The sequence below is a fragment of the Streptomyces sp. NPDC005435 genome (assembly GCF_040703155.1).
GTDB lineage: Bacteria > Actinomycetota > Actinomycetes > Streptomycetales > Streptomycetaceae > Streptomyces.
The window spans coordinates 152,758-164,779 of sequence record NZ_JBEXEQ010000007.1 but is presented as its reverse complement, the minus strand read 5'-3'; the positions used below and the strand labels follow the sequence as shown (position 1 = coordinate 164,779).

The 12,022-nt window shown below is 73.1% G+C and carries 8 protein-coding genes and 1 tRNA gene; 7 read left to right on the top strand and 2 right to left on the bottom strand.

Annotated elements, in window-relative coordinates:
• Positions 1-9 precede the first annotated feature (9 nt).
• The 6 genes from AB0898_RS11180 to AB0898_RS11155 all read left to right on the top strand — a co-directional run bounded on the left by AB0898_RS11180 (position 10) and on the right by AB0898_RS11155 (position 10,053).
• The gene (locus AB0898_RS11180; RefSeq protein ID WP_366802601.1) at positions 10-1,212 is read left to right on the top strand and encodes a cysteine desulfurase family protein; all 1,203 of its coding nucleotides are present in this window, start codon (positions 10-12) and stop codon (positions 1,210-1,212) included.
• Positions 1,213-1,300: 88 nt separating this feature from the next.
• Positions 1,301-4,639, top strand: a complete 3,339-nt coding sequence (gene fdh / locus AB0898_RS11175; protein WP_366802600.1) for a formate dehydrogenase — start codon at positions 1,301-1,303, stop codon at positions 4,637-4,639.
• Positions 4,636-5,721 carry a 4Fe-4S dicluster domain-containing protein gene (locus AB0898_RS11170; RefSeq protein WP_366802599.1) on the top strand — a complete coding sequence of 362 codons (1,086 nt, stop codon included), beginning with the start codon at positions 4,636-4,638 and terminating at the stop codon, positions 5,719-5,721. Before fdh ends, AB0898_RS11170 begins: the two co-directional genes overlap by 4 nt.
• Positions 5,718-6,788 (top strand): NrfD/PsrC family molybdoenzyme membrane anchor subunit, encoded by a 1,071-nt coding sequence (nrfD, locus tag AB0898_RS11165; RefSeq protein ID WP_366802598.1) that lies wholly within the window; start codon positions 5,718-5,720, stop codon positions 6,786-6,788. The genes AB0898_RS11170 and nrfD overlap by 4 nt, the downstream gene beginning before the upstream one ends.
• A 116-nt stretch (positions 6,789-6,904) precedes the next feature.
• A complete protein-coding gene (selA, locus tag AB0898_RS11160) occupies positions 6,905-8,269 on the top strand; it encodes an L-seryl-tRNA(Sec) selenium transferase (protein ID WP_366802597.1) in 1,365 nt (454 codons plus the stop codon).
• A 2-nt stretch (positions 8,270-8,271) separates the two neighbouring features.
• Positions 8,272-10,053, top strand: a complete 1,782-nt coding sequence (locus AB0898_RS11155; RefSeq protein WP_366802596.1) for a SelB C-terminal domain-containing protein — start codon at positions 8,272-8,274, stop codon at positions 10,051-10,053.
• Between the two features lie 110 nt (positions 10,054-10,163).
• On the opposite strand, the gene AB0898_RS11150 is transcribed toward AB0898_RS11155, so the two are convergent.
• Positions 10,164-10,259, bottom strand: a tRNA-Sec gene (locus AB0898_RS11150).
• 155 nt (positions 10,260-10,414) lie between these two features.
• Between AB0898_RS11150 and selD the strand changes: the two genes are divergently transcribed.
• The gene (selD, locus tag AB0898_RS11145) at positions 10,415-11,431 is read left to right on the top strand and encodes a selenide, water dikinase SelD (protein WP_366802595.1); all 1,017 of its coding nucleotides are present in this window, start codon (positions 10,415-10,417) and stop codon (positions 11,429-11,431) included.
• Between the two features lie 90 nt (positions 11,432-11,521).
• Here the strand turns inward: selD and AB0898_RS11140 are convergent, their stop codons facing one another.
• Entirely contained in the window at positions 11,522-11,941 is a 420-nt protein-coding gene (locus tag AB0898_RS11140; protein WP_366802594.1) for a TOBE domain-containing protein, read from the bottom strand.
• Positions 11,942-12,022: the final 81 nt, after the last annotated feature.

Below are 12,022 nucleotides of genomic sequence, written 5' to 3'. Positions count from 1 at the left end.
GCCCCCGCCGTGAACGGACCGTACGCCGCCCCGCCCGCCCCGACCCGCGACGGCGCACGAGTCGTCTACCTCGACCACAACGCCACCACCCCCGTCGACCCCCGCGTGGTCGACGCCATGCTGCCGCTCCTCACCGGCGGCTTCGGCAACCCCTCCAGCGGCCACGCCTACGCCGCCGCACCCCGCCACGCGCTCGCCAGGGCCCGCCGCCAGGTCGCCGCGCTCGTCGGCGCCGGCCCGGCGGAGATCGTCTTCACCGGCTCCGGGTCCGAGGCCAACAACCTCGCCCTGCGCGGCGCCGTACTCGCCGCCCCCGAGGGCCGGCGACGGATCGTCACCCAGGTCACCGAGCACCCCTCCGTCCTCCAGACCTGCCAGGCCCTGCACCGCCTCGAAGGCGTCGAGGTCACGTATCTGCCCGTCGACGCGCGCGGCCTGGTCGACCCCGCCGACCTCGCCGCCGCGCTGGACGACCGCACCGCCGTCGTCTCCGTCATGGCCGCCAACAACGAGACCGGCACCCTCCAGCCCGTCGCCGACCTCGCCCGTCTCGCCCACGACCACGGTGCCCTCCTCCACTGCGACGCCGCCCAGGCCGCGGGCAAGGTCCCCCTGGACATCGGGGCGCTCGGCGCCGACCTCCTCACCGTCGTCGGCCACAAGATGTACGCCCCGAAGGGCATCGCCGCCCTCTGTGTCCGCCCCGGCGTCCGCCTGGAACCCGTGGTGTACGGCGGCGGCCAGGAGCGCGGGCTGCGCGCGGGCACCGAGAACGTCGCCCTCGCGGTCGCCCTCGGCACCGCCGCCGACCTCGCCGCCCGGGAACTCGCGGGGGGCGAGGCACGGCGCCTGGCGGAGCTGCGCGACCGGCTGCACCGGGCGCTGGAGCGGGCCCTGCCCGGCCGGGTGCGCCTCAACGGCTGCGAGCACCGGCTGCCCGGCACCCTCAACATCAGCGTCGAGGGCACCACCGGGCACGACCTGCTCGCCGCCGCCCCCGGACTCGCCGCCTCCACCGGGTCCGCCTGCCACAGCGGCACCCACACCCCCTCGCCCGTGCTCAGCGCCATGGGGTACGACGACACCCGCGCCCTCGGCGCCGTACGCCTCTCGCTCGGCCGCTGGACGAGCGCGGAGGACGTCGACCGGGCGGCCGCGATCCTGGCCGACGCCACCCACGCGCTCACCACGGCCCGGTCGGCAGCCCTCTGACCAGCGCGTTCACCAGAACTTGCGGGCCGCCCCCCAGCCGGTAGCGTCACATATGAGGCGATGCCCCTGTGCGTGAAGGAGTGGGCGGATGGTCGTCAAGCGGTTGCTGGACATGTGGCCGGTGTACCGGCAGATCACCGGAGCCGACTGGCTGGGCCGGGGCAAGGCCGTCCAGTCCAAGCGCTCCCGCACGCTCAAGCCGCGCGTCGAGGAGGCCGACCGGGTCGTGCACTCGGTCTGCCCCTACTGCGCGGTGGGCTGCGCGCAGAACGTCTTCGTGAAGGACGAGAAGGTCATCCAGATCGAGGGCAACCCGAACTCCCCGGTCAACCGGGGCCGCCTCTGCCCCAAGGGCTCCTGCAGCAAGCAGCTCGTCACCGGGCCGCAGCGCGAGAACTACGTGCTCTACCGGCCGCCGTACGGCACCGAGTGGGAGCGCATGGACCTGGACACGGCCATGGACAAGGTGGCCGACCGGGTCCTGGACGCCCGGCGCCGGGGCTGGCAGGACACCGACGAACAGGGCAGGGTGCTCCGCCGCACCCTGGGCTTCGCGGGGCTGGGCGGCGCGGCGCTGGACAACGAGGAGAACTACCTCATCAAGAAGTTGTTCACCGCCCTCGGCGCCATCCAGATCGAGAACCAGGCCCGTATTTGACACTCCGCCACCGTTCCCGGTCTGGGAACCTCGGTCGGTCGTGGCGGCGCAACCAACTACCCGGAGGACCTGACAAATTCCGACTGCATCATCCTGATGGGCTCCAACATGGCCGAGGCCCATCCGGTCGCCTTCCAGTGGGTCACCGAGGCCAAGGTGCGCGGCACGCGGATCATCCACATCGACCCGCGCTTCACCCGCACCAGCGCCCACGCCAACCAGCACGTGCGGATCAGGGTGGGCAGCGACATCGCCTTCCTCGGCGGAGTGGTCAACTACATCCTCTCCCACGACCTGCACTTCAAGGAGTACGTGCAGGCGTACACCAACGCCACGTTCATGGTGAGCGAGAACTTCCGGGACACCGAGGACCTGGACGGCCTCTTCAGCGGCTACGACCCCGAGACGGGCAGCTACGACAGCTCCAGCTGGGCGTACGAGACCGTCGAGAAGGGCGCCGACGGACGGCAGGGCAGCACCCTCATCTCCGCCACCCCCGCCCAGGCGAAGGGCGGCCACGAGGCACCCCCCGGTCAGCCCGGCACGATCGCGACCGACCCCACCATGACGCACCCGCGCTGCGTGCTCCAGATCCTCAAGCGGCACTACGCCCGGTACACCCCGGAGATGGTCGAGCGGGTCTGCGGCATCACCCGGCAGCAGTTCCTGGACGTCTGCCGCGCCTGGACCGAGAACTCGGGCCGCGAGAAGACCACCGCGCTCATCTACAGCGTGGGCTGGACCCAGCACACCGTCGGCGCCCAGTACATCCGGGCCGGTTCCATCGTCCAGATGCTGCTCGGCAACCTCGGACGCCCCGGCAGCGGCATCCTCGCCCTGCGCGGCCACGCCAGCATCCAGGGCTCCACGGACATCCCGACCCTGTACAACCTGCTGCCCGGCTACATGCCGATGCCCAACGTCACCCACCACACGCTGGAGAAGTTCGTGGAGGACGTGCGGCACGTCTACCGCAAGGGCTACTGGTGGAACGCCGACGCCTACATGGTCTCCCTGCTGAAGGAGTACTGGGGCGACGCGGCCACCGCGGAGAACGACTTCTGTTACGACTACCTGCCACGCATCGACGGCGACCACGGCACGTACCAGACGACCATGGACATGATCGCCGGCAAGGTCTACGGCTACTTCCTGATGGGGCAGAACCCCGCCGTCGGCTCGGCGAACGGACAGCTCCAGCGGCTCGGACTGGCCAATCTGGAGTGGCTGGTCGTCCGCGACCTCGCGATGATCGAGAGCGCGACCGTCTGGCGGGACTCCCCGGAGATCGAGCGCGGCGAGATCGTCACCGAGAAGTGCCCCACCGAGGTGTTCTTCTTCCCCGCCGCCTCCCACGTGGAGAAGTGCGGCACCTTCACCCAGACCCAGCGCATGATCCAGTGGCGTGACGTGGCCGTCGAACCCATCGACGACCGCCGCTCCGACCTGTGGTTCTTCTACCACCTCGGCCGGATCGTCCGGGAGAAGCTCCAGCACTCCACGGACGAGCGCGACCGCCCGGTCCTGGACATGGCCTGGGACTACGAGATGGAGGAGGGCGACGAGCCCTCGGCCGCGGACGTCCTGCGTCACATCAACGGCGTCGACCTCAAGACCGGCCGTACGCTGGACAGTTACGAGTACCTCAAGAACGACGGCTCCACGGCCTGCGGCTGCTGGATCTACACCGGCGTCTACGCGGACGACACCAACCTCGCCCGCCGGCGCAACTCCCGCTTCGAGCACCCGATCTCGGAGGGCGAGTGGGCCTTCGTCTGGCCGCTGAACCGGCGCATCCTCTACAACCGGGCCTCCGCCGACCCCGAGGGACGCCCGTGGAGCGCCCGCAAGGCCCTCGTCTGGTGGGACGCGGAGCAACAGGAGTGGATCGGCGGCGACAAGCCCGACTTCCAGCGGCACAAGCCGCCGGACTTCCGGCCCCCGCCGGGTTCGCACGGTCCGGAGGCACTCTCCGGCGACGACGCGTTCATCATGATGGGCGACGGCAAGGCGGCGCTCTACACGCCGACCGGCCTGGTGGACGGGCCGCTGCCCACCCACTACGAGCCGGAGGAGTCGCCCGTCCGCAACCCCCTGTACGGGCAGCAGTCCAACCCGACGCGGACCATCTACAAGAAGACCTTCAACCCCTACAACCCCTCGCCGCCCCAGCCGCACGAAGAGGTGTTCCCGTACGTGTTCACCGCGTCGCGGTACACCGAGCACCACACGGCCGGCGCGATGAGCCGCACCCTGCCCTACCTCTCGGAGCTGCAACCGGGTCTCACCGTCGAGGTGTCGCCTGAGCTGGCCGCCGAGCGGGGTCTGCACCACATGGGCTGGGCGCATGTGATCACCAGCCGTACCGCGGTGGAGGCCAAGGTGGTCGTCACCGACCGGCTGGCACCGCTGAGACTCGACGGCCGCACGGTGCACCAGATGTGGATGCCCATCCACTGGGGCAACCTCGGCATCACCACCGGTGACGTGACCAACGACCTGATCGGCGTCGTGCTCGACTCCAACGTGCTGATCCAGGAGAGCAAGGTCATGACCTGCGACATCCAGCCCGGCCGGCGGCCCCGTGGCCGCGAACTCCTGGCCTACGTCGAGGAGTACCGGCGCCGCGCCGGGGTCACCCTGGACACCGGCACCCACGAGCTGACGGTCGACTACCCCGAGGACGAGATGTCCCAGGGCGCGCCGGACGGCGAGCAGCCGGGCGGGGGCCGCACCGCCACCCCGGGCTACGGACCGGAGGATTCATGAGCACGGACATGGACCACACGGCCAAGGACCAGGCCGGAGGCACCGCCGGGCAGCCGGAGGAGGGCTGGGACAACAGCTTCTTCGGCCCGCTGGCCGACCCGGCCGGGGACGCCGGCTACCCCGACGACCACCCGCCGAGGATGGGGTTCTTCACCGACACCTCCATCTGTATCGGCTGCAAGGCCTGCGAGGTGGCCTGCAAGGAGTGGAACGCCGTCCCGGCCGACGGCTTCGAGCTGACCGGTATGTCGTACGACAACACCGGCTCGCTCGGCGCCAGCAGTTGGCGGCACGTCGCCTTCATCGAGCAGGACCTCCGACTCGGCGACCAGGACTCCGGTCTGGTCGGCCTGCCCACCGGACCCTCCGGCACCGAGACGGCCGCCGAGACCGTCGCGGGCGCGCTGCGCAAGGGCCACCGCGCGGGCGGCGAACTCGGCACCGAACCGGTCGACCTGGGCTTCCCCAGCTTCGACCTGCCCGGCGCCGGAAGCGGTGAGGAGACCCGGCAGGACTTCCGCTGGCTGATGTCCTCCGACGTGTGCAAACACTGCACCCACGCCGGCTGCCTGGACGTCTGCCCGACCGGCGCGCTCTTCCGCACCGAGTTCGGCACCGTCGTCGTCCAGCCCGACATCTGCAACGGCTGCGGCTACTGCGTCTCCGGCTGCCCCTACGGCGTCATCGACCGCCGCCCCGACGACGGCCGCGCCTGGAAGTGCACCCTGTGCTACGACCGGCTCAAGGGCGGCCTCGAACCCGCCTGCGCCAAGGCCTGCCCCACCGACTCCATCCAGTTCGGCGAGCTGGACGAGCTGCGCGAACGCGCCGACCAGCGGCTGGCCCAGCTCCAGGACGCGGGCGTGAAGTCCGCCCAGCTCTACGGCCGCGACCCCGAGGACGGCGTCGGCGGCGACGGCGCCTTCTTCCTGCTCCTGGACGAGCCCGAGGTCTACGGACTTCCCCCCGACCCGATCGTCACCACCCGGGACGTGGGCTCCATGTGGAAGCACGCCGGAGTGGCCGGCGCGCTCATGGTGGCCGCGACCGCCGCCGTGTTCTTCAAGGGAGGACGCCGATGACCGACGGCCATGGCGCACAGCCTGCCACCGGCAACGGCGGCCGCAAGCGGAGGAAGAAGCACGGCGGCGAGGAACCGATGGTCCCCGACGCCGACTTCAAGTCGTACTACGGCCGCCCCGTCCTCAAACCCCCGGTCTGGGAGTGGATGGTCCCCGCCTACCTCCTCACCGGCGGACTCTCGGCGGGCGCCACCCTGCTCTCCGTGGGCGCGGACCTCACCAACAGGCCCGCCCTGTGCCGCTCCTGCCGCATCGGCGGCTTCGGCGCGCTGCTCGCCTCCAGCTACCTCCTCATCGGCGACCTCGGCCGCCCCCTGCGCTTCCACCACATGATGCGCGTGGCCAAGCCGACCTCCCCGATGTCGATGGGCACCTGGATCCTCATGTCGTACGGCCCGGGCAGCTCCCTGGCCGGGATGGTCGAGTGCCTGCCGAAGTCCTGGCGCACCCACAGCCGCTACGGTCCGCTGCTGAAGTGGGTCGCCCGGCTCAGCGGCATGTCCGCCGCCGTGATCGCGCCCGCGCTCGCCTCGTACACGGCCGTCCTCCTCGCCGACACCGCCGTGCCCGCCTGGCACGGTGCCTACCGGGAGATGCCGTTCGTCTTCACCGGCTCCGCCGCCGCCAGCGCCGCGGGCCTCGCCCTCGCCACGACACCGATCGGGGAGGCGGGTCCCGCCCGCAAGCTGGCCGTCCTCGGCGCGGCGATCGAGATCACCGCCGCCCGCCTCATCGACCGCAAGCCGGACTTCGAGACCTCCACGTTCACCCACGGCGAGCCGCACCATCTGCGCCAGACCTCGGAGCGCCTCACCCTCGCCGGCACGCTCGTCGCCGTCACCCTCGCCCGGCGCAGCCGTATCGCCGCCGTGCTCGGCGGACTCGCCCTCGTCGCGGGCAGCGGCTTCCAGCGCTTCGGCACCTTCGAGGCGGGCGTGGAGTCCACCAAGGACCCCATCTACGTGGTGAAACCGCAGCGCGAACGCCTCGACGCCCGGCGCGCCGAACAGGAACGGCAGCGGCAGGAGGAAGAGGCGCGGACCCAGGGGGAGCAGGGCGGACGGTGACCCCCGGCCGGGGCGGCCCGTGAGGCGTCCCGGCCGGTGTGGCGCGGGTGCCCCGGGGCGCAGGCCGTCGTAGCGTGGCAGGTGCTTCAGCCACCCAGGCCGGAACGAGGGTGCCGATGGACCGCCGTCACGCCTCCGCCACGGACGCCGCCCCGCCCGTCGACGCACGGCGGCGGCTGCCCCGTACCGACGTCCTGCTGGCCGACCCCCGGCTCGACGCGGCCGCGACGCGCCTGGGACGCGACGTCGTCAAGGAGATCGTCGCCCGCGTCCAGGACCGGGCCCGCTCCGGCGAGGTGCCCGTCGCCGAGATCGCCGACCGCGCCGTGGCCGCCCTGCCCGCCACCGCCTCCGCGCTGCGCCCCGTCCTCAACGCCACCGGCGTCCTGCTCCACACCAACCTCGGCCGCGCCCCGCTCTCCGACGCCGCCCGCGACGCCGTCCAGGCCGCCGCCGGCACCACCGACGTCGAACTCGACCTCGCCACCGGCACCCGCTCCCGGCGCGGCCGCTCCGCGCTCGACGCCCTGCGGCGCGCCGTACCCGCCGCCGGGGACGCCCACGTCGTCAACAACGGCGCCGCCGCCCTCGTCCTGGCCGCGACCGCGCTGGCCCAGGGCCGCGAGATCGTCGTCAGCCGGGGCGAGATGGTCGAGATCGGCGACGGCTTCCGCCTGCCCGACCTGCTCGTCTCCACCGGCGCCCGGCTCCGCGAGGTCGGCACCACCAACCGCACCACCCGCGCCGACTACGAAGCCGCCATCGGCCCCGACACCGGCTTCATCCTCAAGATCCACCCCTCCAACTTCCGCGTCACCGGCTTCACCAGCGAAGCGTCCGTGAGTGAACTCGCCGGCCTCGGCGTCCCCGTGATCGCCGACATCGGCTCCGGACTGCTCACCCCCGAACCCGCCCTGCCCGACGAGCCCGACGCCACCACCTGGCTGCACGCCGGCGCCTCCCTGGTCACCGCCAGCGGCGACAAACTCCTCGGCGGCCCCCAGTGCGGACTGCTCCTCGGCGACGCCGACCTCGTACGACGCCTGGCCCGGCACCCCCTCGCCCGCGCCCTGCGCGTCGACAAACTCACCCTCGCCGCCCTGGAGGCGACCGTACGCGGACCCCTCCCCCCGACCGTCGCCGCACTGCGCGCCGACGTGGACGAGCTGCGCGAGCGCGCCCAGCGGCTCGCCGCGATGCTCCGCGCCGACGGCGTCGACAGCCGGGGCGTCGACAGCGAGGCCGTCGTCGGCGGCGGCGGCGCCCCCGGCGTCACCCTGCCCAGCGCCGCCGTCTCCCTGCCCGCCGACTACGCCGCCCGGCTGCGCCAGGCCGACCCCGCCGTCATGACCCGCGTCGAGAACGGCCGCTGCCTGCTCGACCTGCGCGCCGTACCCGAGGACGCCGACGCCCAACTCGCCGAAGCCGTACGGCAGTCCGGGCCCGCCGAGGACACCGTCACCACCGGAACGGGGAGCTGACCGTGTACGTCGTCGCCACCGCCGGACACGTCGACCACGGCAAGTCCGCCCTGCTGCGCGCCCTCACCGGCATGGAACCCGACCGCTGGGCCGAGGAACGCCGCCGGGGCATGACCCTCGACCTCGGCTTCGTCTGGACCCGGCTGCCCGGCGCGGGCGACCTCGCCTTCGTGGACGTACCCGGACACGAACGCCTCGTGGGCAACATGCTCGCCGGAGTCGGCCCCGTCCCCGCCGTCCTCTTCGTCGTCGCCGCCGACCAGGGCTGGCAGCCCCAGTCCGAGGAACACCTCGCCGTCCTCGACGCGCTCGGCGTACGGCACGGCCTGCTCGCCGTCTCCCGCAGCGACCTCGCGGACCCCGAGAAGACCCGCGCACAGGCCCTCGCCCGCATCGCCGAATCCTCCCTCGGCAAGGTCCCGAGCGTCGCCGTCAGCCCGGTCACCGGCCAGGGCCTCGACGACCTGCGCGCCGCCCTGGTCCGGCTGACCGGCGAACTGCCCGCCCCGGACCTCGGCGGCGACGTACGGCTGTGGGTGGACCGCGCCTTCACCGTGCGCGGCCACGGCACCGTCGTCACCGGCACCCTCGGCGCGGGCACCCTCCGCGTCGGAGACCGGCTCCAACTGGCCCGCAGTGGTGGACTGTTGCGGGTGCGCGGCCTGGAAAGCCTGAAGCAGACCCACCAGGAGACCGGCGCCGTCGCCCGCGTCGCCGTCAATCTCACCGGCCCCGGCGCCGGCACACTCCGCCGGGGCGACGCGCTCCTCACCCCGGACCGCTGGCTCACCAGCGACACGATCGACGTACGGCTGCGCGGCGACGACGCCCGCGACCTGCCCCGCGCACTCACCCTCCACGCGGGCTCGGCGGCCCTCCCCGTCACCGTCCGCCCCCTCGGCGAGGACACCGCACGGCTGCGCCTGGCCGCACCGCTCCCGCTGCGCGTCGGCGACGGCGCCCTGCTGCGCGACCCCGGCCGCCACCGCATCCCCGCCGGAGTCACCGTGCTCGACGTCCGCCCGCCCCGGCTCACCCGGCGCGGCGCGGCCGCCGCCCGCGACCTCGAACTGAGCACCACGCCAGGGCGTGCCGACGGCGCCGCCGAACTCCGCCGCCGGGGCCTGATCCGCCGCACCGACCTGCTCGCCATGGGCGTACCGGCCCCCGCCGAACCCGTCGCCGGGGACTGGCTCGTGGACCCCGACCACTGGGCCGCGCTGAAGACCCGCCTCGCCGAAGTGGTCGAGCAGCACGCCGCCCGCCACCCCCTGGAGCCCGGGCTGCCCCCGGAGGAGGCCCGTCACGCCCTCGGGCTCCCCGACCGCGCCCTGGTCGACGCCCTCCTCGCCCAGTCGCCCGGCCTGCGCCGAGGCGAGGGCCGGATCTACGGCGCCGAGGCCCGCCCGAGTCTCCCGCCGGAGGCGGCGGCAGCCGTCGCCCGGGTGCGCGAGGACCTCACCCGTGAGCCCTTCCACGCCCCGGACGCCGACCGGCTGCGCGCACTCGGCCTCACGCCCAAGCTGCTGGCGGCCGCCGAGGCGGCGGGCGCGCTGCTGCGGATCGACAAGGGACTCGTCCTGCTGCCGGGGGCCGATGAACGGGCCGCCGCCGTCCTCGCCCGCCTGGAGCAGCCGTTCACCGCGAGCCAGGCATGCCGGGCGCTGAACACGACGCGCCGGGTCGGCATCCCGCTCCTGGAGTATCTGGACCGGCACGGCCACACCGTGCGCGTGGAGGGCGCGCTGCGGCGGTGCCGGGGTGCGGGAGGGGGCGCGGAATGAGGGGGCGCGGGATGCTGCGACCGCTCCGACCGCTCCGACCGCTCCGACCGCTCCGACCGCTCCGACCGCTCCGGCCGCTCCGACCGCTTCGGCCGGGGGAGCGCGGGGACTGGCGGAGACGGACGGGAATCGAACCCGCCTGCCCGAGTTGCTCGGACACCTCGGTTTTGAAGACCGGGAGGGCCACCAGGCACCTTTACGTCTCCCCGCGCGCCGTCACAGGGCGGATGCCCCGGCCACGCGCACATCGAACCCCCGCCCCCGCCCCGAGTCAACACGCCACACGGCCCACCCCCGAGGACGCGGCATGAACGGCCCTCGGACGCCCCACCCGCAGACGTGAGCGAGGACTGAGACAGCCATGACAGACATCCGCACCACCTCCGAGCGCGACACCGTGCGGCTCACCCAGTACGCGCACGGCGGCGGCTGCGCCTGCAAGATCCCGCCGGGAGAGCTGGAGGACATCGTCGGCGGGCTCACACCCCCGGGCTCGGCCACGGACGACCTGCTCGTGGGCCTGGAGCACGGCGACGACGCGGCGGTGGTCCGGCTCCCGGGCGGGCTCGCCGCCGTCGCCACCGCCGACTTCTTCACCCCCGTCGTGGACGACCCCTACGACTGGGGCCGCATCGCCGCCGCCAACGCCCTCTCCGACGTCTACGCCATGGGCGGCACCCCGCTCGTCGCCGTCAACCTGCTCGGCTGGCCCCGCGACGTGCTCCCCTTCGACCTGGCGCGCGAGGTGCTGCGCGGCGGCATGGACATCGCCACGCAGGCGGGCTGCGCGGTCGGCGGGGGCCACAGCGTGGACGACCCCGAGCCCAAGTACGGCATGGCCGTGACCGGCGTCGTCGACCCGGACCGCCTGCTGCGCAACGACGCCGGAAGGGCCGGGGTACCACTGTCGCTGACCAAGCCGCTCGGCCTGGGCGTGCTCAACAACCGGCACAAGACGACCGGCGAGGTGTTCCCGCAGGCCGTGGAGACGATGGTCGAACTCAACCGCGACGCGGCGCGGGCCGCGCTGGACGCGGGCGCCGTCTGCGCCACCGACGTGACCGGCTTCGGCCTCCTCGGGCACCTCTACAAGATGGCCCGCGCCTCCGGGGTGACCGCCGTCATCGACTCCGCGGCCGTCCCCTACCTCGACGGCGCCGTGGAGGCCGCCCGCGAGGGGTACGTCAGCGGCGGCACGCGCCGCAACCTCGACTGGGTCGCGCCGTACACGGACTTCGGCGACAGCGACGAGGTGACCCGGCTGCTCCTGGCCGACGCCCAGACCTCCGGCGGGCTGCTCGTCGCGGGGGAGGTGCCGGGCGCGCCGGTGATCGGGGAACTGGTGGCGGAGGGGGCGTATCGGCTGGTGGTGCGCTGAGGCCTGGCTTGTGGGCGGGGTCTGCTGACCGGGGTATTGACGGGGCGGGGCCCTGAAGTCTTGAGGGTGGCCTTGCGAGCGGGCCCGTCCTCAGGCGTTGGCCAGGGACACCTCGGTCGACTTGATGAGCGCGATGACGCGCGTACCGGCCGCCAGACCGAGGTCGTCCACCGCGTCCCTGGTGATGGCGGCCGTCAGCTCGCCCGCCTCGACGGCGACCTTCACGGCCGCCATCGAGGGTCCCGCGGTCACCTCGCTGACCGTGCCGGGCAGCTGGTTGCGGATGGAGAGCCCCTCCACCTGGCCGGTGGCGAGCGCGACCTCGGTGGACTTCATCATGGCCCGCACGGCGGAGCCCTCGGTGAGCCCGAGATCCCGGACGGCGTCCTCGGTGATCGCCGCCGTGAGGTCGGGGCCGCTCTCGACCCGTACCTTCACCGTGGCCATCGCCTCCCCGTGCGCGATCTCGGTGACGGTGCCGGGGATCTGATTGCGAATGCTCAGGCTCATGACGTTTCTCCTGTGAATACGGGTGGCGTCCGTTCAACCTAAGCGCGATATGCCGGGGCGTTTTCCGCGTGCTCGCATTCG